The sequence below is a fragment of the Collimonas humicola genome, from assembly GCF_018304945.1.
Lineage (GTDB): Bacteria > Pseudomonadota > Gammaproteobacteria > Burkholderiales > Burkholderiaceae_D > Collimonas > Collimonas humicola.
On record NZ_JAGQEE010000012.1, the window covers coordinates 1 to 24,204 of the forward strand.

The 24,204-nt window shown below is 58.7% G+C and carries 20 protein-coding genes, 1 tRNA gene and 1 pseudogene; 19 read left to right on the top strand and 3 right to left on the bottom strand.

Features of this window, described 5'->3' with window-relative positions; all coding sequences use genetic code 11:
• Positions 1–205: 205 nt before the first annotated feature.
• Positions 206–586, top strand: a pseudogene (locus KHU30_RS23955) (helix-turn-helix domain-containing protein); the annotation flags it as partial.
• Here KHU30_RS23955 and KHU30_RS23960 read toward each other — a convergent pair.
• Both KHU30_RS23960 and KHU30_RS23965 read right to left on the bottom strand, forming a co-directional pair.
• A complete protein-coding gene (locus KHU30_RS23960) occupies positions 479–859 on the bottom strand; it encodes a helix-turn-helix domain-containing protein (protein ID WP_211445208.1) in 381 nt (126 codons plus the stop codon). The pseudogene KHU30_RS23955 and the gene KHU30_RS23960 overlap by 108 nt on opposite strands.
• Positions 860–998: 139 nt before the next feature.
• Positions 999–1,604 carry a hypothetical protein gene (locus KHU30_RS23965; RefSeq protein WP_211445115.1) on the bottom strand — a complete coding sequence of 202 codons (606 nt, stop codon included), beginning with the start codon at positions 1,602–1,604 and terminating at the stop codon, positions 999–1,001.
• A gap of 478 nt (positions 1,605–2,082) precedes the next feature.
• Between KHU30_RS23965 and minC the strand changes: the two genes are divergently transcribed.
• The 10 genes from minC to prmC all read left to right on the top strand — a co-directional run bounded on the left by minC (position 2,083) and on the right by prmC (position 13,419).
• Positions 2,083–2,823, top strand: coding sequence for a septum site-determining protein MinC (minC, locus tag KHU30_RS23970; RefSeq protein WP_211445116.1), 741 nt, complete (start codon positions 2,083–2,085; stop codon positions 2,821–2,823).
• A gap of 175 nt (positions 2,824–2,998) precedes the next feature.
• Positions 2,999–3,814 carry a septum site-determining protein MinD gene (minD, locus tag KHU30_RS23975; RefSeq protein ID WP_211445117.1) on the top strand — a complete coding sequence of 272 codons (816 nt, stop codon included), beginning with the start codon at positions 2,999–3,001 and terminating at the stop codon, positions 3,812–3,814.
• Between the two features lies 1 nt (position 3,815).
• Positions 3,816–4,067, top strand: coding sequence for a cell division topological specificity factor MinE (gene minE, locus KHU30_RS23980; RefSeq protein WP_038493233.1), 252 nt, complete (start codon positions 3,816–3,818; stop codon positions 4,065–4,067).
• A gap of 381 nt (positions 4,068–4,448) precedes the next feature.
• A complete protein-coding gene (locus KHU30_RS23985; protein WP_098494190.1) occupies positions 4,449–5,138 on the top strand; it encodes a response regulator transcription factor in 690 nt (229 codons plus the stop codon).
• Positions 5,139–5,168: 30 nt separating this feature from the next.
• Positions 5,169–6,845 carry a FecR domain-containing protein gene (locus tag KHU30_RS23990; protein WP_211445118.1) on the top strand — a complete coding sequence of 559 codons (1,677 nt, stop codon included), beginning with the start codon at positions 5,169–5,171 and terminating at the stop codon, positions 6,843–6,845.
• A 48-nt stretch (positions 6,846–6,893) separates the two neighbouring features.
• Positions 6,894–9,281: a CHASE2 domain-containing protein gene (locus KHU30_RS23995; RefSeq protein WP_329956715.1), complete on the top strand. Its 2,388-nt coding sequence runs from the start codon at positions 6,894–6,896 to the stop codon at positions 9,279–9,281.
• A gap of 137 nt (positions 9,282–9,418) precedes the next feature.
• A complete protein-coding gene (gene hemA / locus KHU30_RS24000; protein ID WP_211445120.1) occupies positions 9,419–10,708 on the top strand; it encodes a glutamyl-tRNA reductase in 1,290 nt (429 codons plus the stop codon).
• Positions 10,709–10,811: 103 nt separating this feature from the next.
• Positions 10,812–11,894 (top strand): peptide chain release factor 1, encoded by a 1,083-nt coding sequence (gene prfA / locus KHU30_RS24005; RefSeq protein WP_211445121.1) that lies wholly within the window; start codon positions 10,812–10,814, stop codon positions 11,892–11,894.
• Positions 11,895–12,019: 125 nt separating this feature from the next.
• Positions 12,020–12,520 carry a disulfide bond formation protein B gene (locus KHU30_RS24010; RefSeq protein ID WP_211445122.1) on the top strand — a complete coding sequence of 167 codons (501 nt, stop codon included), beginning with the start codon at positions 12,020–12,022 and terminating at the stop codon, positions 12,518–12,520.
• A 23-nt stretch (positions 12,521–12,543) separates the two neighbouring features.
• Positions 12,544–13,419 (top strand): peptide chain release factor N(5)-glutamine methyltransferase, encoded by an 876-nt coding sequence (gene prmC, locus KHU30_RS24015; protein WP_211445123.1) that lies wholly within the window; start codon positions 12,544–12,546, stop codon positions 13,417–13,419.
• A gap of 60 nt (positions 13,420–13,479) precedes the next feature.
• Here the strand turns inward: prmC and aqpZ are convergent, their stop codons facing one another.
• Positions 13,480–14,175 carry an aquaporin Z gene (aqpZ, locus tag KHU30_RS24020; protein WP_211445124.1) on the bottom strand — a complete coding sequence of 232 codons (696 nt, stop codon included), beginning with the start codon at positions 14,173–14,175 and terminating at the stop codon, positions 13,480–13,482.
• Between the two features lie 418 nt (positions 14,176–14,593).
• Between aqpZ and KHU30_RS24025 the strand changes: the two genes are divergently transcribed.
• The 8 genes from KHU30_RS24025 to coaE all read left to right on the top strand — a co-directional run bounded on the left by KHU30_RS24025 (position 14,594) and on the right by coaE (position 24,195).
• Positions 14,594–16,942 (top strand): Tex family protein, encoded by a 2,349-nt coding sequence (locus tag KHU30_RS24025; RefSeq protein WP_211445125.1) that lies wholly within the window; start codon positions 14,594–14,596, stop codon positions 16,940–16,942.
• A 181-nt stretch (positions 16,943–17,123) separates the two neighbouring features.
• Positions 17,124–18,086 carry an octaprenyl diphosphate synthase gene (gene ispB, locus KHU30_RS24030; protein ID WP_230411424.1) on the top strand — a complete coding sequence of 321 codons (963 nt, stop codon included), beginning with the start codon at positions 17,124–17,126 and terminating at the stop codon, positions 18,084–18,086.
• Positions 18,087–18,181: 95 nt separating this feature from the next.
• Positions 18,182–18,258, top strand: a tRNA-Pro gene (locus KHU30_RS24035).
• A gap of 41 nt (positions 18,259–18,299) precedes the next feature.
• Positions 18,300–19,589, top strand: a complete 1,290-nt coding sequence (locus KHU30_RS24040) for an HlyC/CorC family transporter (protein WP_211445126.1) — start codon at positions 18,300–18,302, stop codon at positions 19,587–19,589.
• A 122-nt stretch (positions 19,590–19,711) separates the two neighbouring features.
• Positions 19,712–21,433, top strand: a complete 1,722-nt coding sequence (gene pilB, locus KHU30_RS24045) for a type IV-A pilus assembly ATPase PilB (RefSeq protein ID WP_211445127.1) — start codon at positions 19,712–19,714, stop codon at positions 21,431–21,433.
• Positions 21,434–21,448: 15 nt separating this feature from the next.
• Complete coding sequence (locus tag KHU30_RS24050) at positions 21,449–22,669, top strand: type II secretion system F family protein (protein WP_211445128.1); 1,221 nt, start codon at positions 21,449–21,451, stop codon at positions 22,667–22,669.
• Complete coding sequence (locus KHU30_RS24055) at positions 22,669–23,535, top strand: prepilin peptidase (RefSeq protein ID WP_211445129.1); 867 nt, start codon at positions 22,669–22,671, stop codon at positions 23,533–23,535. Before KHU30_RS24050 ends, KHU30_RS24055 begins: the two co-directional genes overlap by 1 nt.
• 6 nt (positions 23,536–23,541) lie before the next feature.
• The gene (gene coaE / locus KHU30_RS24060) at positions 23,542–24,195 is read left to right on the top strand and encodes a dephospho-CoA kinase (protein WP_211445130.1); all 654 of its coding nucleotides are present in this window, start codon (positions 23,542–23,544) and stop codon (positions 24,193–24,195) included.
• The last annotated feature ends 9 nt before the right edge of the window (positions 24,196–24,204 follow it).

Here is a 24,204-nt window from a genome sequence, read left to right on the forward strand (position 1 = left end):
ATTTTAAATTGCGGGCTATGCCGCCGATAAGGTCCTCTTGCTGACATGGTGTCGCTCCTCCTGAGAAGGCTCGACAAGCGTATCACTTCCTCTCGTGGCCTTGGTCCAGCCCGAGGGGTTCAGTCCATTAGCTGGATAATTTGCATCGAAAATTGACCCACGTATAGACCACAATCCTACTCAATATAGTGAGTGGGAGATTGGAGTGATCGACGTGGCATTATTAGGCATTATTCGACGCTGGCACCTTCGTGACCAGGTCTCCTTGAGGGAGATCGCCAGGCGTTTGGGGATCTCCAGAAACACCGTCAGACGCTATCTACGCTCAGAAATCGTAGAGCCGGCTTATCGGGATCGACGCACTCCCAGCGCTCTTGATCAGTACGCCTTCAAACTTTCGTCCTGGCTTAAAACAGAAGCGACAAAATCTCGAAAACAGCGGCGCAGCTTAAAACAGATCCATGCTGATTTATCTGCGCTAGGCTTTGAGGGATCCTACGATCGGGTTGCCGCCTTTGCGCGACAGTGGCGAGTGGATCAGTTGGATAGGGTCAATTCTGCTAGCAAAGGAACATGTATTTGCCTCGTACAGCGAAATAACCGCTCTTGATACCCCCTTACCGTCTTTATCTGCTCTCTTTGTCAGGTCAGACAGTTGTCCTTGGGTCAGTCCCTTTGCCTCGCGACTAAACTGCAATCGCTGTCCAAGCTCCTGCTCAGGCTCCGATGTGTCCACGCCAAAAGACAAAGAGTCGCCCCCAGATTCCAGTTGCTTATCCAGAGCGTGAGCACGTGCGAGCGCCTGCGACTTCTCAGAGGAAAGATGAGATTTCTCGCTAGTTTTAGTTTTTTTTACCATGCGTAACTCAGTTCGACTAAACGGTTGTACTAGACGGTAGCCCTTTAGTTGTCTAGCTTCTAGCCAGTTTTGCTCAGCATCTCCTTCGGGTCTGAGTGGCGATAAACGTAAAACTAAGCAACGCTAGAAAAACGACATGCTACACCGGAATAGGGCGGGTAGCGTACCCGATAGCTGTTGAAAGCACCAAGCAAAGTATATTCACCGTCCGAAATGAGAGCGTATATTTTGGGTTTTTCTCTTGTTCAAATCCGACAAGCTTGTTCGAAGATAGGCCATAGAACAGGCTACCGGCAAGAACCGCGTATGTAAGGAACAACTCCGGTGGCTGGCGAAGGAAGATAGCCAGTCCCGGCAACATGCCAAGTATCGACGTGAATGGGCTGCTCTTGGCGCCACCCGTGACTAAAATAAGCACGCCGACGAATCCCAGATCAAGAACAAATAATATGGGGAATGAGAACTCCTTAAGAATTGGCCGCATTGGCAAATCCCCCATAATAGGCTTCCAGACAGGGAGAAACTGCTCCGACATCACAATGATGACGAACGACGACAGCGCGAACCAGACTATAAGAGCATCTACTTTTTGATACACCAGGCGTGGATACGCGTTGTCATACACCGACACCCCAGGAAGTCCCGTTTTCATAATAGAACTGCCGATCGCAATAATCACCAGAGTCACAAGCTGAATTGCAATAGTGGCCCCTGCTTGATTGATCGACTGAATAGCTATGCTCATCTGCCCCCCATTTTTTTCTGATTCAACAAGGAAGATTGCTTCTACAATTCGAAATCGCATCGCTACGATAAAGGCTTAGCAGGGGGAGTGTATAATCCTTTTGTAGAAAAATTTTTGTCTAATCTCTTGATTTAGCTGATTTTTGGTGAGGCTTGAAAATCCTTGTGTCGGTGGTTCGATTCCGCCCCGGGCCACCAAAACATCAAAAAGGGCTTAGCTTCGGCTAAGCCCTTTTTGCGTTTGCGCGACGATTTCAAGCGAGGGCAATCCTCGTGCCGGACTTGCCGGCGTCCTACATCGCTACAGATTGCAACAACAAACGGCAATCCTTTTTTGTGATCCCCCCGAGATTTGGTAAGATCACAAACCAAGACAATATTTTATATTCCTTTAAAACGAACCAATCGCCGTCTAAACGTTCCTATAAGCCAATCGCCGGCGCTTTCCGCTGCGTTTAGCTCATACACCACACTGCTTTATGCTCAAAAACAAATCCCGCAAGCCGATTGAAATAAAAATTGCAACCGTGGTCGCTGTCTCGGCGATCTTGCATGATTCCGATCCCATGGCCCTGGAAGCAGCCTTGCAGGAAATGACGGGAGGCACGGCGGATTTCTTTGACAACGAATTTGCCGTCATCGATGTCGCCGCACTGGGAACGGACAGGCCGCCGATAGATTGGCCGCAATTGATCTCGCTGCTGAAAAAATACCGTTTGAACGCAGTTGCAGTACGCAATGCGCCGGCCGATATGGAAGAAGGCATCCTCGCCAGCGGACTGAGCATCGACCAGATGGCGGCTGCGCGCCAGGAACCCGCCGCAGCACCGCCTCCCCCGCCCGCCCCAATCGCAGCCCCGCTCAAAGCCGCAGCCAGCACCATGATCATCGATACGCCGATACGTGCCGGACAACGCATTTATGCGCGCGACGCCGACCTGGTCATCACCGCCACAGTTAACAATGGCGCCGAAATCATTGCCGACGGCAGCATCCACGTCTACGCTCCCTTGCGCGGGCGGGCGCTGGCAGGCGCCAGCGGAGACATTTCGGCGCGCATCTTTGCCGCCAGCATGGAAGCCGAACTGGTGTCCATCGCCGGCGTCTACCGCACTTTTGAAAACGGCCTGCCGCCGGAACAAAAAGGCCAGCCCGCACAAATTCGACTGAGCGGCGACCGGATTGACGTACTATCGCTCAATTCCGCTTCGCGCAATTGATGGCGCCTGGGATCACATAAATTTTGTCGAAGCGCTGCAGTCTTGTTTTGCAGCCTTCCACTGTAACTTGAACGTTTTTATCTAGTCAGTTGGGGACAGAGCCGCACGGGGAGTGTAATTCGTCGCACTGCGGCGCCTCTTAAACTCTGTCCCGCAATGCATAAAGGAGCTCTTCGTGGCAAAAATCATCGTTGTTACGTCCGGCAAAGGCGGAGTTGGCAAGACCACCTCCAGCGCCAGTTTTGCATCGGGTCTGGCCATGCGCGGCCACAAAACCGCCGTGCTCGACTTTGACGTCGGCCTGCGCAACCTGGATCTGATCATGGGCTGTGAACGGCGCGTGGTGTACGACCTGATCAATGTCGTCAACAAGGAAGCCACGCTGACCCAGGCCCTGATCAAGGACAAGCATTGCGAAAACCTGTTTATCCTGCCGGCCTCGCAAACCCGCGACAAGGATGCCTTGACCGAAGAAGGCGTCGAGACCGTTCTCAACGACCTGGTCAAGATGGACTTCGAATACATCATCTGCGACTCGCCGGCCGGCATCGAGCGCGGCGCCGTGATGGCGCTGACCTTTGCCGATGAAGCGATCGTCGTCACCAATCCGGAAGTATCGTCGGTGCGCGACTCCGACCGCATCCTCGGCATCATCCAGGCCAAGTCGCGCCGTGCGCAAAACGGCGGCGAGCCGGTCAAGGAACACTTGCTGATCACCCGCTATTCGGCGAAACGGGTCGAAGCCGGCGAAATGCTGTCGTATACCGATGTCCAGGATATCCTGCGCATCCCGCTGGTCGGCATCATCCCTGAATCGGAGTCGGTGCTGCACGCCTCCAACCAGGGTAACCCGGCAATCCACATCAAAGGCAGCGATGTCGCCCTGGCCTATGAAGACGTGGTCTCGCGCTTCCTCGGCGAAGAAGTCACCCTGCGCTTTACCTCCTACGAAAAGCCGGGCTTCCTGCACCGCATCTTTGGAGGGAAATAAGATGGCATTGCTCTCGTTCTTGTTTAACAGCAAGCCCAAAACCGCATCGGCCGCCAAGGAGCGTCTGCAGATCATCATTGCCCGCGAACGCAATGGCCGCTCGGGCCACGATTTCCTGCCGGCGCTGCACAAGGAGCTGATCGAGGTGATTTCCAAGTACACCAAGGTCAATGCGGACGACATCAAGATTTCCCTGGATCGCCAGGGCAATCTTGAAGTGCTGGACGTGAATGTGGTGTTGCCGGACGCCTGAGCGGGCGCTGGACGCCGCAGCGCACCAAGCGCTTCGCAAAATTCTGGTCACCGGATAGTCAGCAAAGTGCTGCGACTGATTCTGTTCCCCTTGCAGGCGCGGACCATGGCGTGCTGCCTTGACGGTGGAATTTTACAATTCCCGTCGTACACTGTATGACAATCGGACCCCAACAAGCCCTGCGTCATCCAGAGTTTTGGCGCATGCTTTGTTAAATTCATCCGACACTGTTTTTAAATTGATTTGTGGCAATTGCAAGACACTGGAAATATATAGAACATTTATCTACAGCAATGTAGCAATAAGAATAATATACTCCTAGTACACGCCACAACACCGATGCCGGCCCACCATGCCTGGCTCACCTAACATATATAAAATATGAGAATTGCTGTCCTTGATGACGATCCCAGTCAAACCGATCTAGTTTGCCAGGTGCTCACATCCAGTGGCCATATTTGCCACCCGTTTCAAAGCGGGAAAGAAATATTGAACCAGCTGCGGCGGGAAAGCTATGACATGCTGGTTCTGGACTGGCAGGTCCCGGATCTGAGCGGGCCCGAGGTATTGCGCTGGGTAAGAGACAAACTGCCGCGGACCATTCCGGTCCTGTTCATCACCAGCCGCTCCGGCGAGGATGACATCGTGGAAGGCCTGGCCGCCGGCGCCGATGACTACATGATCAAGCCGATCCGGCGCAGCGAACTGGTGGCGCGGGTGCAAGCCCTGCTGCGACGCGCCTATCCGATCCAGAACACCAGCGAACAAATCGTTTTCAACGACTATTTGTTTGAAACCCGTTCGGGTCGCCTGACCTTGGCCGGCAAGCCGATCGAGATTACCCAGAAGGAATTCGACCTGGCCCTGTTGTTTTTTCGCAACCTAGGCCGCCCCCTCTCACGTGCATATATCCTAGAGGCAGTCTGGTCGCGCGATGTCGACATCCCCTCCCGCACCATGGATACACACGTATCGCGGGTAAGGAGTAAGTTACAATTACGACCAGAAAACGGCTATCGGCTCGCACCGGTTTATAGCTATGGGTATCGATTGGAACAACTAACAGGATAAGGCGCGTTGCGGTTGCGCTGATAGACAAATATGCGCAGCACATTCACCAAACTGGCTCTATTGGCGCTGTTGTCGGCGCCTTCCTCGCTGTTATTTGCCGCCCCGCCAGCACTCGACCCGGCAGCGCTCCAGGTGGACGCTGCCACCATCACCTACCGGGCGCAACAGGGCGACACCTTAAGCGTCATCGCCGACCAGCTCACCGACAACAAGAGCAACTGGGTGCAGCTGGCGAAACTGAACCACATCGGCAATGACCGCACCATTCCGATCGGCACCGCCATCATCATCCCGGTAGCGCTGCTGCCGGACGATCCCAGCTCGGCCCAGGTGGCAGCCATGTCCGGCACGATCGACGCCACCGGCGCCGACGGCCGCCCGGTTGCTCTCGGCATCGGCACAACCCTGACCGAAGGCGCAGTCATCAATACCGGCAGCAACAGCTTTCTGACGCTGAGCCTGCCCGACCAGTCGCATATCGCGATCCCGTCCAACAGCCAGGTGAAACTCAGCAAACTGCGCAGCGCGCGATATACCAAGAGTCCGCGCACCGAGATTACCTTGCTGAAGGGCCGCGTCGAATCCAAGGTCTCGCCGCTGGAAAAGAACAAAGGCCGCTTTGAAGTTCATTCGCCGCTGGCGGTGGCGGGCGTGCGCGGCACCGATTTCCGCGTCGACCTGGTCGGCGACAGGGTCCTGACCGAAGTCTTGAGCGGCGGCGTCGCTGTGGCGAAAAAGAACAAGCCGGCCGCCCTGACCCTGCGCGCGGGCCAAGGCAATATCACCAGCACCAAGGGCGTTGGCAAGGCAGTGGCGCTGCTGCCGCAACCAGAGTTCACCGATAGCCGGCCGCAGCTGCAGGAACGGCCGACAGTACACTTTACCGTCAATCCAGTCAGCGGCGCCGGCGGCTATCGCGCGCAAGTCGCCACCGACGCCGGCCTCAACAACGTCATCAGCGAAGCTGAGTCGGACAGCCCTGAAATCAAGATCAACGGACTGGAAGACGGCAAGTATTTCGTGCGCATCACCGCGCTGGACCAGGCCGGCTTGCAAGGCAAGCCGCTGATCGCGGCGTTTACCCTGAAGGCCCGGCCGGAACCGCCGATCTCGATCGAACCGAAAAACAAATCGCGCAGCGAAAACCTGATGTTCAGCTGGGCCGAGGTCGGCAATGCCCAGGCCTATCATCTGCAGGTAGCCAGCGACGCAGAGTTCAGCCACGTCGTCATCGACGAAGCGGCATTGAGCGCAGCGCAGTTCAACGCAGGCAAGCTGGCCCTCGGCGCCTACTACTGGCGCGTGGCGACCATCGTTGAAACCGCAGGCGGCCGCGACCAGGGGCCTTACGGCGACCCGCAAGGCTTCAGCCTGCTGCCCGCCTTGCAGATTCCTAAGATTGCCGACGCGGTCGACGGCGACCTGTCGTTCCGCTGGACCGGCGAGCCAGGGCAAAAATTCGTGGTCGAGATCGGCCGCGACGCCGGCTTCTCCAGCCTGCTGCTGACGCAGGACACCGCGACGCCGGAAATCAATGTGCCGCGTCCGGCCAGCGACACCTATTTCATCCGCATCAAGGCAATCGATGCCGACGGCTACGTCAGCCCGTTTTCGCCGGCGCAAAAAGTGTATATCGGCAGCCGCTGGGTCACCAGCGACGGCTCGCCCTTGCTCAACGTCGGCGGCATTACCCAGGCCGGCTATTAAACCGGGGCCCGCCATGCAAGCATTCGCGCAGCGTACATGATCAAACAGGTGATCCCACTCATCAAACGGGTGGCGTTTCGCCAATGGCTGGCGATTACCATACTGATGCTGATCGTGGCCGGCAGCATGGGCTATGTGAATGGCCTGGGGCGGCTCGACACCACCCTGTACGACCAGTTCATGCGCGCCGACTCGCGGCCGGCGCGCGACGACATCATCATCGTCGCCATCGACGACTACAGCATCAGCAAACTGGGGCGCTGGCCGTGGGAACGCAACCTGCACGCCAAGCTGCTGAACCGCGTCATGCACGCCAATCCGCTGGCGATCGGGCTCGATGTCATCATGCCGGAAGCGGAGCAGGGGCAAACGCAGGGTCAGCGCGCCGACGACCGCGCGCTGACCAAAGCGCTGACCGCGAGCAAGCTGACCGTGCTGCCGATCGTGGTGGCCAGCGCCGGGCCAGGCTTGAAAGCATTGCCGCCGACTCCCGAATTCATGGACGCCGCGCGCGCGCTCGGCCACATCCATCTGGAACTCGATTCGGACGGCGTGGTGCGCAGCGTCTTCCTGCAAGAAGGCCAGGATGGCAAGTGGTGGCCGCATTTTGCGGTAGCGCTGGCGGGCGTAGCCGGACAAAAGATCACCGATGCCGCCGGCAACCTGCCCGGCGCCCGCCTGGGTGCGATGCCGCCTGAGGTCGAACCGCACAAGTCGGACAGCTGGCAGCGCGACTACCAGATCCAGATCCCGTTCGCCGGCGGCACCGGCCATTTCCGCTCGGTGCCGTATGCCTCGGTGTTGCGCGGCGACGTTCCCGATCAGTTTTTCACCGGTAAATATGTGTTGATCGGCGCCACTGCGCTTGGCATGGCGGACACCTTCCCAACGCCCGTCTCGGGCACCTCCGGGGTCATGCCCGGCATAGAAATCAATGCCAATATCCTGGCCGGCCTGCTTGACCACAAGACCATCAGCATTGCGCGTCCCTTGCAGACGGCGCTGTTCAGCATCATTCCGGTACTGATCGCACTGTCCAGCTATCTGCTGTGGACGCCGCGCATCTCGCTGCTGATTACCGCCGCCCTGATGGTGCTGACCATGGCGGTCAGCTATTTCCTGCTGACGCTGGGGATATGGATCGCGCCGACCGCCGCCCTGATCGCGCTGGCGATTGCGCATCCGATATGGAACTGGATCCGCCTGGAATCGGCGATTTCCTATCTCGGGCAGGAATTCATGCTCCTCGACCAGGAGCCGCATCTGTTGCCGGAAGTGAACACCGAGCGCGCTCCGCAGCAGGTGGAAGACTTGCTTGAGCAGCGCATCAACGCCATGCGCGTGGCGGCGCGCCGGGTACGCGATTTGCGCCAGTTCATTTCCGACAGCGTCAACAGCCTGCCGGACGCCACCCTGATCACCACCATCGACGGCCATGTGCTGGTTTCCAATCAGTTTGCGCGCGACTACTTCGCCGCCGCGGGCATCCGCAATATCGACGGCGCGCTGCTGCCTTACCTGTTCTCCAACATGAGCACGCCGCAGGCGACCAATACTTCGGCCAACCATACCTTCAGCTGGTGGGACCTGATCGACCTGGAACACGTTTCCACGCTCACCAGCGGCACTACGGTGCAGGATCAGCAGGGACGCGACCTGCTGATCAAGAGCGGCCCCTGCCACTCGGCGCACCATGTGCTGACCGGCTGGATCGTCAGCATCGTCGACATCACCATCATCCGCGCCGCCGAGCGCAGCCGCGATGAAACCCTGCGTTTCCTGTCGCACGACATGCGCGCGCCCCAGGCTTCGATCCTGGCCTTGCTGGAACTGCAAGGCAACCCCGCCTCAGCCTTGCCGCAAAAGGAATTCTTCGCGCGCCTGGAGCAAGCGGCCCGCAAAACCCTCGGGCTGGCCGACAATTTCGTCCAGCTGGCGCGCGCCGAATCGTCGGAATACCGGCTGGAAGAAGTCGATTTCCAGGACGTGCTGTACGACGCCGTCGATGAAATGTGGAGCCTGGCCAACAACAAGAAAATCGAGCTGATCACCGACATCGAGGGGCCGGAGTTCCTGACCAATATCGACCGTTCGCTGATGGCGCGTGCGCTGTGCAACCTGATTTCCAACGCCATCAGCTACAGCCTGCCGGACACCCGGATTACCTGCACCCTGCGCCTGAAATACGTCAAATTGCTGCCGCAGGTGATATGCCGCATCAGCGACCAGGGCTTCGGCATTGCGCCGCACGACCAGGTCAAGCTGTTCCAGCGTTATCAAAGAGTCAGCGCCCCCGGCCAGCCGCACTCGGACGGCACCGGCCTCGGCCTGGTATTCGTCAAAACCGTGGTCGAACGCCATTTCGGCGAAATCTCGCTGGAAAGCACTTTAGGCGAAGGCAGCACATTTATTGTCACTTTGCCAGCCATCAGCTGAGCCAGGCGCGGCTGTATTACTGGCGGGCATAGCTGGTATTGGCTGCCTGGCGATTCGATCCGGGCGACTAAGAGTATAATCGCGAGTTAACAATATTGTTGCCCGAATAAGCACCCTTCCCGTCCGTAACCGCCTCTATGCACCTGCTAACCGTCGGACTCAACCACACCACCGCGCCTGTTTCCTTGCGCGAAAAGGTGGCTTTCCCGGCTGACCAGATCGGTCAGGCGGTGATGGCGGCGCGCGCCTGGTTCAGCGGCGGCAACGACGTCAACATGTCGGACGAAGCGGCGATCCTGTCAACCTGCAACCGCACCGAGCTGTATGCCGCTGGCAACCTGCAGCATGGCGTCGATGCTGCCATCGATTCCACCGCGCACTTCCTGGCCCACTATCACCAGCTGCCCTACACCGACCTGCGTCCGCATCTGTACACGCTGCCGCAGGACAATGCCGTGCGCCACGCCTTCCGCGTCGCCTCCGGACTGGATTCGATGGTGCTGGGCGAGGCGCAGATCCTGGGGCAGATGAAAGACGCGGTGCGTCACGCCGAAGCGGCGGGCGGGCTCGGCACCTATCTGCACCAGCTGTTCCAACGCACCTTTGCGGTCGCCAAGGAAGTGCGCAGCACCACGGAAATCGGCGCCCACAGCGTTTCCATGGCGGCGGCGGCGGTGCGCATGTCGGAACGGATTTTCGATACCGTCGCCGGCCAGCACGTGCTGTTCATCGGCGCCGGCGAAATGATCGAGCTGTGCGCCACCCACTTTGCCGCGCAAAACCCGAAATCGCTGACGGTCGCCAACCGCACCATGGAACGCGCCGAGCTGCTGGCGCATCGTTTCAACGGCCAGGCGATCCGGCTGATCGATTTGCCGACGCAGCTGGGCAAATACGACATCATCGTTTCCTGCACCGCATCCAGCCTGCCCATCATCGGCCTCGGCATGGTCGAGCGCGCCGTCAAGGCGCGCCGCCACAAGCCGATGTTCATGCTGGACCTGGCGGTACCGCGCGATATCGAGACGGAAATCGGCCGCCTCGACGATATCTTCCTGTACACCGTCGACGACCTTGGCGCTATCGTGCAAACCGGCATGGAAAATCGCCAGGCCGCCGTGGCCCAGGCGGAAGCCATCATTGAAACCCGCGTGCAGTCATTCATGCACTGGGTCGATAACCGGGTCGTGGTGCCGGTGATCCAGGACCTGCAAGAATCGAGCGAAGCAATGCGCCGGCTGGAACTGGAACGCGCCCGCAAGATGCTGGCCAAGGGTGAAGACATCGAAGTGGTGCTGGAAGCACTGTCCAAAGGCCTCACCGCCAAATTCATGCACGGCCCGCAACAGGCCTTGCACAATGCCCAGGGCGACGAACGCGCGCGCCTGGCAGCCCTCCTGCCGCAACTGTTCCGCACCAAGCGTTAGCGCATCTGCGCTGCTCCCGTGCACAGACGCGCTTCGCCGTGTCAAGCTGCCGGCGCTTTACTGTCCAACGCTTCAACCCGTCTACTTCTGACCGAAATACGCCATGAAACCATCAATGCTCGCCAAACTCGACCAACTCGCCAACCGCCTGGTCGAGGTCAATGACCTGCTCATGCAGGAAGATGCGACCGCCAGCATGGACAACTATCGCAAGCTGTCGCGCGAACATGCTGAACTGGGACCGCTGGTAGAACTGTACCAATCGTATCAGCAGGCCGTCGGCGACATCGAAGCGGCGCAGGAAATGCAGTCCGATCCGGACATGAAAGAATTCGCCCAGGATGAAATCACGGCGGCCAAGGCGCGCATGGAGCAGCTGGAAGGCGACCTGCAAAAAATGCTGCTGCCGAAAGACCCCAACGACGAACGCAATATTTTCCTGGAAATCCGCGCCGGCACCGGCGGCGACGAATCGGCGCTGTTCGCCGGCGACCTGCTGCGCATGTACACCCGCTTCGCCGAACGCAACCGCTGGCAGGTCGAAATGGTGTCTGAATCGGCTTCGGAAATCGGCGGCTACAAGGAAGTGATCGTGCGCGTGCTCGGCTTCGGCGCCTATTCCAAGCTCAAGTTCGAATCCGGCGGCCATCGCGTACAACGCGTGCCGGCGACCGAAACCCAGGGCCGCATCCATACCTCGGCCTGCACCGTGGCCATCATGCCGGAGGCGGACGAGGTCGGCGACGTCGACATCAATCCGGCAGATATCCGCATCGACACCTACCGCGCCTCGGGCGCTGGCGGCCAGCACATCAACAAGACCGATTCCGCGGTGCGCATCACGCATATGCCGACCGGCATCGTGGTCGAATGCCAGGACGACCGCAGCCAGCACAAGAACAAGGCCTCGGCCCTGAAGGTGCTGGCGGCGCGCATCAAGGACGGCCAGCTGCGCGCACAGCAATCGCAGGAAGCGGCAACCCGCAAGTCCCTGATCGGCTCGGGCGACCGCAGCGAACGGATCCGCACCTACAATTTTCCGCAGGGCCGCATGACCGACCATCGCATCAACCTGACCTTGTACAAGCTCGATTTCATCATGGATGGCGATCTCACGGAGCTGACCAACGCCCTGGCGGCCGAACATCAGGCTGACTTGCTGGCGGCGCTGGGGGATGCGATCTAGCCGATTGCGGGGCAGATCAGATAAAAAACGCCTATGCTACTGTCTGGCCCGGAACCAAGCAGCAGCGGCACTATCTGATGCTCGGCATGACCATGGCTTCTTCGACCACCATACATCGATAAAAAATGAAAACATCCAAATCCATTTTGCTTGCAGTCGCTTTCATCTGCCTGGCCATCCTCGGCGCTGCCCTGTACTTGCAGCACTACCAGAACATGCAGCCTTGCCCCTTGTGCGTGATCCAGCGCTATGCTTTCGCGGTGATCGCGCTGATCTGCCTGATTTGCGCCGGCCTGCCGGCGGGCGCCCAGAAAGCCGGCGCCGGTCTCGGCATCCTGGCCGCACTGGGCGGCGCCGGCACCGCCATCTGGCACCTGTGGATCATCGCCCATCCAGCCGTCTCTTGCGGCCGCGATGTACTGGAAGCGCCGATGAACGCCTTGCCGCCTGCGACCTTGCTGCCATCGGTATTCCAGGTAGACGCCTTTGCGCTCTGCACCACTGCCTACGATCCGATCATGGGCCTGTCGATACCGCAATGGTCTTTGCTGGGTTTTGTCATACTGCTGGTAATCCTTGTGGCTACTTTGTTCAAACGCGGTAACGGCAGCAATCGCCGCTACTGATCTGCCCCCGGACTGGTGCTGACATGACAGGGATTGCCGACACATTCACGGTAGAAGCCGGCTGCAGTATCGGCGCGCTCTTGAAGCAAGCACCGCTGGCGCCGCTGGAAAACCGTATCCTGCTGATGCACGCGCTGCAACTGACCCGCATCCAGCTGATTACACAAGATGAGCGCTGCATCGATGCGCAACAGGCGCGGCAGTTGTCAGCCCTGTTTGGCCGGCGCCTGCGCGGCGAGCCGATTGCCTACATTATCGGCCAGCGCGAATTTTACGGCCTGCCGCTGGAAGTCACGCCGGACGTTTTGATTCCCCGCCCCGAAACTGAACTGCTGGTGGACCTCGCCTTGCAGCATCTGCCGTCCGATAGCCGGCAGCAGCTGAGCGTGCTTGACCTCGGCACCGGCTCCGGCGCCATTGCCATCGCCATTGCTCACAGCCGCCCCGATCTTGAGGTGACCGCACTGGACGTCAGCGGCGCTGCGCTGGCGGTGGCCGGCCGCAATGCGACCCGCCATCTGCAGCATGAGCAGGGAGCATTCCGGCTTCTGCAAAGCAATTGGTACAGCGCGCTGGGCGAACAGCAATTCGATGTCATCGTCGCCAATCCGCCTTATATCGTCGCCGGCGACCAGCATCTTGCCGAAGGCGATTTGCGCTTTGAACCGCAGGATGCCTTGACCGATCATGCGGATGGCTTGAGCGCGCTGCGCAGCATTATCGACGGCGCCGGCCGCTATCTGAAGAACGGCGGCTGGCTGCTGATGGAACACGGCTACGATCAGGCGTCCGCTGTGCGCGCCTTGTTGCAGGCGCAGCAGTTCGAGGCTGTGCAAAGCTGGCAGGACCTGGCCGAGATTGAACGCGTCAGCGGCGGCAGGCGGCCTGCAACAGGTTGATCAGCAAATAAAAAAGCGCGGCATGCCGCGCTTTTTTTACTTTCTTGCCGGACCAGAGAATCAGTCCTTCTCGCCCCAGATCGCCGGATACACAATCCCGGCAAGCAAGGCGCCAACCAGCGGCGCTACCCAGAACAGCCACAGCTGCTGCAATGCCCAGCCGCCGACGAACAGCGCTTGGCTGGTGCTGCGCGCAGGATTGACCGAGGTGTTGGTGACCGGGATGCTGATCAGGTGGATCAAGGTCAGGCACAAGCCGATCGCGATTGGCGCAAAGCCGGCCGGCGCACGCTTGTCGGTGGCGCCCAGGATCACGATCAGGAAGACGAAGGTCATCACGATTTCGCAGATCAAGGCAGCGCTCATCGAATACAGGCCAGGTGAATGTTCGCCGTAGCCGTTGGCCGCGAAGCCGCCGATTTCCGCGCCTGGTTTGCCGGTGGCGATCAGGTACAGGATGCCCGCGGCAATGATGCCGCCCACCACCTGGGCGACCCAGTAAGGCAGGATTTCACTCTTGGGGAAACGGCCGGCGGTAGCCAGTCCCAGCGTCACTGCCGGATTCAGATGGCAACCGGAAATATGGCCGATGGCAAACGCCATCGTCAGCACGGTCAGGCCGAACGCCAGCGCGACGCCGTGGAAACCGATGCCGAGGCCCGGAAAACCAGCCGCCAGCACTGCGCTGCCGCAACCGCCGAGAACCAGCCAGAAAGTGCCGAGTGCTTCGGCGCCCAGACGTTTAGAGAGATGCATATTTGACTCCTGAAGAAATACTACTGTGTGATTTACCTGAACGGGCAACGGGCTAGCGGGTTGCACAGCATCGCCCAGTCGCATGCGGCCACAAGCATATTTGCTGACTCATCGACAAACAAGAAAAAAAATTATCATTTAACAATAATTTTCACTTTTCCAGCGATCCTCTCTCAGACTGGATAAATCCTACGTTCTGATGACAGAAATAATATTAATCAGACTAGATAAACCCTAAGGCCTGACGGCACAAATAATACCATCGAGAAATATATTGTGGCGGCATGGCAAGCAATTCCGAAGCCTTCGGGCGAGCAGGAATTCCGGGCCGCTTACTTTTCGGACTGTCAAGACTAGCGAAATTATCTGGATTGCGTATGATCCAACGCTTGATTTTCATTCTTAAGAACTAATTCTCATGCTGCCTTCGATCGAACAACGCCTCGCCCTTGAACTTGCCGCCAAACCGGCGCAAGTCGCCGCTGCCGTCGCCCTGCTGGACGAAGGCGCGACCGTGCCTTTTATCGCCCGCTACCGCAAGGAAGCCACCGGCGGCCTCGACGATATCCAGCTGCGGCTGCTGGAAGAACGCCTGCGTTACCTGCGTGAACTGGAAGCGCGCCGCGGCGCCATCCTGGCTTCGATCGAAGAACAGGGCAAGATGACGCCGGTGCTGCTGCAGGCAATCACCCTGGCGGAAGACAAGACCCGGCTGGAAGATCTCTACCTGCCGTACAAACTCAAGCGCCGCACCAAGGCGCAGATCGCCGCGGAAGCAGGCCTGACTGTGCTGGCCGATGCGCTGCTGGCCGATCCGGAACTGAATCCGGAACAGGAAGCCGAGAAATATATCAAGCCGGCCTTCAGCACTGACAACGGCGACAACCCCGGCGTTGCCGACGCCAAGGCCGCGCTGGATGGCGCGCGGCAAATCCTGATGGAGCGTTTTTCCGAAGATGCAACGCTGCTGCAGGCGCTGCGCGAATACCTGACCGAGCATGGCGTGGTCGAATCCAAAGTAGTGGAAGGCAAACAGGATGCCGGTGAAAAATTCGCCGACTACTTCGATTACTCGGAAACCATCGGCACCATTCCATCGCATCGCGCGCTGGCCTTGTTCCGCGGTCGCCGCGAAGAAATCCTCAACGTGGTGCTGCGCCTCGATACCGAAGAGGAAAAGCCAAAGTGGGATGCGCCGCACAATCCGTGCGAAGGCCGCATCGCTGCCCGTTTCGGCATCAGCAACAAGGGCCGCAGCGCCGATAAATGGCTCAGCGACACGGTGCGCTGGAGCTGGCGCGTCAAGGTCTTCATGCACCTGGAAACCGAGCTGATGACCAAGTTGCGCGAAAAGGCCGAAGTCGAAGCGATCAATGTCTTCGCCCTCAACCTGAAAGCCTTGCTGCTGGCGGCGCCGGCCGGCCCGCGCGCCACCATGGGCCTGGATCCGGGCCTGCGCACCGGCGTCAAGGTGGCGGTGATCGACGCCACCGGCAAGGTGGTCGCCACCACTGCGATTTATCCGCACCAGCCGCGCAACGACTGGGACGGTTCGCTGCATACCTTGGCGCAGCTGGCGGAGCAGCACCAGGTCTCGCTGATCTCTATCGGCAACGGTACCGCTTCGCGCGAAACCGACAAGCTGGCGCAGGACCTGATCAAGCTGCGGCCGGAACTGAAACTGACCAAGATCGTGGTGTCGGAAGCCGGCGCCTCGGTTTACTCGGCATCCGAATTCGCTTCGCGCGAGCTGCCGGACATGGACGTCTCGCTGCGCGGTGCGGTATCGATTGCGCGCCGCCTGCAGGATCCGCTGGCGGAGCTGGTCAAGATCGATCCGAAATCGATCGGCGTCGGCCAGTACCAGCACGACGTCGGCCAGACGCAGCTGGCGCGCTCGCTCGATGCGGTGGTAGAGGACTGCGTGAATGCGGTCGGCGTCGACGTCAACACCGCCTCGGCGCCATTGTTGGCGCGCGTCTCCGGTCTCAATGCCAGCGTCGCGCAAAGCATCGTCACCTATCGCGACATGAAGGGCATGTTTACTTCGCGCGCGGCGTTGCGCGAGGTGCCGCGGCTGGGTGAAAAAACCTTTGAACAAGCCGCCGGCTTCCTGCGCGTCATGAACAGCGACAATCCGCTGGATGGCTCGGCGGTGCACCCGGAATCCTACCCGCTGGTGGAAAAAATCCTGGCTGACATCAGGAAGGACGTCAAGGGCGTCATCGGCGACAGCAGGCTGCTGACCTCGCTCAATCCTGCCAAGTATGCCGATGAAAAATTCGGCGTGCCGACCATCGCCGACATCCTCAAGGAACTGGAAAAACCGGGCCGCGACCCGCGTCCGGAATTCACCACCGCCACCTTCAAGGACGGCGTCGAAGAAATCCGCGACCTGCGGCCCGACATGATCCTGGAAGGCGTGGTCACCAATGTGGCGGCGTTCGGCGCCTTTGTCGACATCGGCGTGCATCAGGACGGCCTGGTGCATATTTCTGCGCTCTCCAATACTTTCGTCAAGGATCCGCACAGCGTGGTCAAGGCCGGCCAGGTAGTCAAGGTCAAGGTGCTGGAAGTCGATGAAAAGCGCAAGCGCATCGCGCTCACCATGCGCCTCAGCGACAGTGCGCCGGTAGCCGGCGCCAAGCCGGAGCAGCGGGCCGACCGCAACGACGCCAAGCGCCTGTCCCAGCATCAGCAACGGCAAACTGCCCCGGCCCCGGCCAACAACGCCATGGCTGCGGCTTTCGCCAAGCTGAAGGGATAACAGTTAGGCAACTCCATCAGCCGGCGCCGGTTCACTGGCGCTGGCTGAATCCAGGCCACGCCGACAAAATCAGTCTGGACCTAATGCCGGGCCCCTTGTCATCGTATAATCACGGCACAATCGATTTCCAACAGGTTTTATTTTGTCAGCCGCTCCCAACACCTCATCCTCACAATTCATGATGTCCCCGATCGCGGCCGATATGGACGCGGTCAATGCGGTGATTCGCCGTCAATTGCACTCGGAAGTGCCCTTGGTGAATCAGATTGCCGAGTACATCATCAGCGCCGGCGGCAAGCGCCTGCGCCCGGTGCTGGTCTTGCTGATGGCGCGCGCTTGCGGTTATGCCGGCGACAAGCATCACGAACTGGCGGCGGTGATCGAATTCATCCACACGGCCACCCTGCTGCATGATGACGTGGTGGACGAGTCGTCCCTGCGGCGCGGCCGGCAGACCGCCAATGCCTTGTTCGGCAACGCCGCCTCGGTGCTGGTGGGCGATTTCCTGTATTCGCGCGCCTTTCAGATGATGGTTGCGGTGGATAACGCGCGCGTGATGCAGATCGTCGCCGACGCCACCAACGTCATCGCCGAAGGCGAGGTGCTGCAGTTGCTGAACATGCACAATCCGGACGTCTCCGAAGAAAACTATCTGCAGGTGATCCGCTCCAAGACCGCCAAGCTGTTCGAGGCGGCCGCCCAGCTGGGCGTGCTGATTGCCGGCGCCGATGACGCAGCGACTGAGGCTGCAATTGAGGCGGCAGGCGAATACGGCCGTTCGCTGGGCACCGCTTTCCAGCTGATCGACGACGTGCTGGACTATTCCGGCAACGCCAGCGATATCGGCAAGAACGTCGGCGATGACCTGCGCGAAGGCAAGCCGACCCTGCCCCTGATTTACCTGATGAGCCACGGCACGCCGGAACAAAGAGAACTGGTGCGCAGCTGCATCGAGAATGGCGACGAACAGCATTTCGATGAAATCCTGGCGGCCATCACCACTTCAGGCGCCCTTGACTACACCCGGCAGGAAGCCGAAAAAGCAGCACAACGCGCCGCGGCAGCAATTACAGGCTTGCCAAATAGTCAGTTCAAAGATTCTTTGCTACAATTATCCGTATTCGCAGTAGATCGCAATCACTGAGCGCAATCACTAAGAAATTTGCAAGGGGACTGCCGCACCGCCACCGTACGGACAGGCAGCCCAAAAAACCTGTTCAAATCATTGAACGGCTAAATCGGGGTGTAGCTTAGCCTGGTAGAGCGCTACGTTCGGGACGTAGAGGCCGGAGGTTCGAATCCTCTCACCCCGACCATATAACACTTGGTTTATTAACCTTTTCTTTACGGTGACCCTTTGGATGCCGTGCCCATTTGGGTGCAGATTCTTGCACTAGTCGTACTCATCTTCCTCTCAGCATTTTTCGCCATGGCGGAAACTGCCTTGATTGCCGCCAACAAGCATCGCCTGCGCCATCTGGCGAAGCGCGGCAGCAAGTCCGCCGCCACCACCCTATGGCTATTGGAACGCACCGATAAGCTGCTGTCGCTGATCCTGATCGTCAATACCCTGGTCAATGCTCTCGCCACCGCGCTGGTGACGGCGATTGCCATTACGACATTCGGCAACCACCAGAATGTGATCACGATTGCCACTGCCGGCGTCGCTTTCCTGCTGATCGTGTTTGCCGAAATCACCCCGAAGGTGATTGGCGCGACCTATCCGGAACGGATTGCGCTGCCGACCAGCTTCATCCTCAAACCGCTGATGGCGCTGGCCAAGCCCTTGGTCTGGTTCGTCAATCTGTTCGTCTCGGGCATCCTTAAAGTACTGCACATCAAAACCGGCAAGCACGCCCAGGAACAGCGCGTCTCGCCGGAAGAGCTGCGCTCGATCGTGCTGGAAGGCGGCAATTTCATGCCGCAAAAGCACAAAAGCATTTTGCTGAATTTGTTCGATCTTGAAAAAATTTCAGTGGAAGACGTCATGACGCCGCGGGCGCAAGTCGAAGCGCTGGATCTGGCGGCTTCGGTGGACGACATCAAGCATCAGCTGACGACCTGCTATCACAATAAATTGCCGGTGTACGAAGGCGAAATCAACCAGATCGTCGGCATTTTGCACGTGCGCAAGGCTATGGCATTGCTCAACCAGGAAGCCGAGCTGACCGTTGATCATTTCCGCCAGCTGCTCAGCACGCCGTATTTCATTCCGGAAGACACCGACGTTTTCACGCAGCTGCAATACTTCCAGGAAAATCACGAGCGGCTCGGCATCATCGTCGACGAGTACGGCGAAGTGCAGGGGCTGGTCACGCTGGAAGACATCATTGAAGAAATGATTGGCGAATTCACCACGTCGAAACCGGGCGCCGCCCGCGCCGACAGCTTCGCCTGGAACGCTCAGGGCCAATGTTTGCTGGAAGGCGCAACAACCTTGCGCGACATCAACAAGCGCCTCGGCCTGAATTTCCCGCTGGACGGTCCCAAGACGCTGAACGGCTTGCTGCTGGAATGGTTGCAAGATATTCCAGACAATAATGTCAGCCTGAAAATTGCCGGATGCATCATAGAAATCGTGCAGGTGCAAAACCAGGCGATCAAGGTTGCTAAACTGATGCGGCCGAATACACTACAAGAACGATAGAAAACTGCCATGCGGCAATTTTTTCGACACATTTATTCACAAAACCTTTACAAGTGAGTTTCTCGTAGGGCATCATTGGCCGGTTGTAATGGTTCCGCACATCTTTTGATATTGATCCCCCTATGGCTGCAGTATTTCCGAACGCTAGTACCACCGGTCCGATCTCGGGACTTGCCCGCGCATTGCTGCAAGCCGGCCGCCTGTCGACGGCGCAGATGGAAGCCTTGCACAAGAAGGCCAGCGGCGACCAAACGCCGTTCATCGCGGCCTTGCTGGATAGCGGCCATCTCGATGCGCGCGCGCTGGCGCTGTTTTGCGCCGAGACATTTGGTTATCCGCAGCTGGACCTGAGCGTACTCAATCTCAGCACGCTGCCGGAAAAAGCCATCGACGCCAAGCTGATGGAAAGCCACTCCGTGCTGCCGCTGGCGAAGCGCGGCAACAAGATTTACGTGGCGCTGTCCGACCCGACCAACATCCAGGCGCTGGACCAGATCAAGTTCCAGACTGAACTGATGGTCGAACCGATCATCGTCGAGCATCCGGTGCTGGTGAAGCAGATCCAGAAGCTGGTCAAATCCACCGAGCAGAGCCTGAGCGAAATGGTCGGCGACGAACAGGAAATCAATTTCGTCGAAGAGGATACGGCATCGGTTGCCGATGCCACCGCCGATATTGACGACGCGCCGGTGGTGCGCTTCCTGCAAAAAATCCTGACCGATGCGATCAACCAGGGCGCATCCGACTTGCACTTCGAACCGTTCGAAAAATTCTACCGGATCCGTTTCCGGGTCGACGGCGTGCTGCGCGACATGGCGCAGCCACCGCTGTCGATCAAGGAAAAGCTGGCATCCCGCATCAAGGTGATCTCGAAGCTGGATATTTCCGAAAAACGGGTGCCGCAGGACGGCCGCATGCGGCTGGTGGTTTCCAAGACACGCGCGATCGATTTCCGGGTCAGCACCCTGCCTACCCTGTTCGGCGAAAAGATCGTCATGCGTATCCTGGACCCAAGCCAGGCGCAGATGGGGATTGACGCGCTGGGCTACGATCCGGATCAGAAGGCGATCCTGATGGACGCTATCCAGCGCCCCTACGGCATGGTGCTGGTGACCGGTCCGACAGGTTCCGGTAAAACAGTGTCGCTCTACACCTGCCTGAATATCCTGAACCAGCCCGGCATCAATATTTCCACCGCTGAAGATCCGGCCGAAATCAATTTGCCCGGCGTGAACCAGGTCAACATCAACGACCGCGCCGGACTGACTTTCCCTGTCGCGCTGAAAGCCTTCCTGCGGCAGGATCCCGACATCATCATGGTCGGTGAAATCCGCGACCTGGAAACCGCAGACATCTCGATCAAGGCGGCGCAAACCGGGCATATGGTGTTTTCCACCTTGCACACCAACGATGCGCCGTCGACGCTGACGCGCCTGATGAACATGGGCGTGCCGGCATTCAATATCGCATCCTCAGTGATCCTGATCACAGCGCAGCGGCTGGCGCGTCGCCTGTGCAGCTGCAAGCAGCCGATCACGATACAGGATGAGGCCCTGGCTGAAGCCGGCTTCACCGAGGACGACATGGACGGCAGCTGGCTGCCGTACAAGGCAGTCGGCTGCGAACGCTGCAACGGCACCGGCTACAAGGGCCGGGTCGGCATCTATCAGATCATGCCGATCACGGAAGAAATAGAACGCATTATTCTGGCCCATGGCACGGCGCTGGAAATCGAAGCACAAGCCAAGCGCGAGGGCGTCAAGACTTTACGCCAATCGGGACTGATGAAGGTTAAACAAGGGTTGACCAGCCTCGAAGAAGTGCTCGGTTGCACCAATATCTAATTAGGGGAATAGTTCATGGCAACTGCGGCAAGCTCACGTCAGGTCAAGGAATTGGTTTATCTTTGGGAAGGCAAGGATAAAAAAGGCAAGGTAGTGCGTGGCGAACTGCGCGCCGGCAGCGAGACGGTAGTCAACGTCACCATGCGTCGGCAGGGGATCCTGGTTACGAAAGTCAAAAAGAAAACCTTCCGCAGCGGGAAAAAAATCTCAGACAAGGATATTTCCTTGTTTACGCGCCAGTTGGCCACCATGATGAAGGCAGGCGTACCGCTGCTGCAGTCCTTCGATATCGTGGCCAAGGGCCATGCCAATCCATCAGTCTCGAAACTGGTGAATGATATTCGCGGCGACGTCGAAACAGGCACGAGCTTGAGCCAAGCCTTCCGCAAGTTCCCGCTGTATTTCGACCCGCTGTTCTGCAATCTGGTCGGGGCCGGCGAGCAAGCCGGTATTCTGGAAGACTTGCTGGAACGACTGGCAATCTACAAAGAAAAAACCCTCGCCATTAAAGGCAAGATCAAATCGGCATTGTTTTATCCCATTTCAATTCTGGCGGTGGCGTTTGTCGTGACCGCGGTCATCATGATCTGGGTGGTACCGGCGTTCAAACAGGTATTCTCGAGTTTCGGGGCTGATCTGCCGGCGCCGACTCTCTTCGTCATGGCAATCTCGGATTTCATGGTGGGTAACTGGTACATTATTTTCCCGACCATCTTTGCCGGTTTATACCTGTTTTTCCAATCCTGGAGACGTTCGATCAAGGTACAGCGCTTCATGGATCAACTATTGCTGAAAGCACCGATCTTCGGTGATGTCATACGCAAAGCCACGATTGCGCGCTGGACTCGCACGTTGGCGACTATGTTTGCTGCGGGTGTGCCTTTGGTCGAATCACTCGACTCGGTCGGCGGCGCATCGGGGAATGCCGTATATCTGGATGCGACCAAGAAAATCCAAAGTGAAGTAAGTACAGGCACCAGTCTGACGACTGCAATGGAAAACGCCAACGTGTTCCCGAACATGGTGACACAGATGGTTTCGATCGGCGAGGAATCCGGCTCCCTGGACCAGATGCTGGGCAAAGTGGCTGACTTCTATGAAGCGGAAGTGGATGATGCAGTAGCTTCTCTGTCCAGCCTGATGGAACCCCTGATCATGGTGATCTTAGGCGTCCTGATCGGCGGCCTGGTAGTCGCCATGTACCTGCCTATCTTCAAACTGGGCTCAGTGGTCTGATGCAGGACGGTATTTTCTTCCTGGCGGCGGGAAGCCTGCTTCCCACCGTCATCGCTGCCATCTTTGGCCTGCTGATCGGCAGCTTCCTGAATGTCGTGATTCACCGGCTGCCGATCATGATGCAACGTGACTCGGATAACTACGTCGCCCACGAAAGCGGCCAGCCGCTGCCGCATACCGAGCGCTACAACCTGGTGGTGCCGCGTTCGGCCTGCCCGCAATGCAAGCACCAGATCGGCGCGCTGGAAAACGTCCCGGTGCTGAGCTATCTGGCGTTGCGCGGCAAATGCGCCTCCTGCAAAACGCCAATTTCAGCGCGTTATCCTATCGTGGAAGCGTTTACCGGCGCCCTGTCGGCGCTGCTGATCTGGCATTTCGGCAGCGGCTGGGCAGGTCTGGCGACGCTGGTCTTTGCCTACCTGCTGATCGCCATGACCTTCATCGATGCCGATACCCAGCTGCTGCCTGACGACCTGACCCTGCCCTTGCTGTGGCTGGGCTTGCTGCTGAACCTGTCCGGCCTGTTTGTGCCGCTCAGCGACGCGGTGATAGGCGCCGCTGCCGGTTACTTGAGCCTGTGGCTGATCTACTGGGCATTCAAACTGCTGACCGGCAAGGAAGGCATGGGCTACGGCGATTTCAAGCTGTTGGCGGCGCTGGGCGCCTGGCTGGGCTGGAAAATGCTCCCCATTATCATCCTGTTTTCGTCGCTAGTCGGCGCCGTGGTCGGCATCGTCCTGATCATCGTTGCTCGTCGCGGACGCGACATTCCCATCCCATTCGGTCCCTACCTGGCAGCGGCCGGCTTGCTGGCGCTGCTCTACGGCCGCACCATCATGGAAACTTATTTCAATTTCGCTGCCTAACACTGCATGAAGCCGCACGATGCCAGCAATCCCGTCCAGCCTGCACCGGCCAAGCCGAGATTCAGCGTCGGCCTGACCGGCGGCATCGGCAGCGGCAAAAGCACGGTTGCCGACATGTTCGCGGAACGTGGCGCGGCGGTCATCGACACCGATGTCATCGCCCGTCAACTGACGAACCCTGGCGGCATCGCCATCGAAGCGATCAGAGCCCGCTTCGGCGATGCCTTCATCGACGCCAGCGGCGCCATGGACAGGGAACTGATGCGCGCCCACGTATTCTCAGACCCGACGGCAAAGCAACAGCTGGAAGCGATACTGCATCCCTTGATCCGCGCCGAGACAGTCAATGCCGGCGAGCGCGCGGCAGGTTCGTATCTGATTTTCGCCGTACCGCTATTAGTTGAATCCGGCAACTGGAAACAGCGGGTTGGGCGCATACTGGTGGTGGACTGCGACGAGCAGGTCCAGCTGCAGCGCGTCATGCAGCGTAGTGCACTGACTGAACCGCAGGTACGCGCCATCATGGCGACGCAAGCGACCAGGCAGCAGCGCTTGCAGGCCGCAGACGACGTGATCGTCAATGACGGTGAGCGGGCGGCGCTATTGCCGCAGGTGGAGCGCCTGCACGCCCTATATGAGGCATTTGGCCGATCGTTATAAATGGTATAA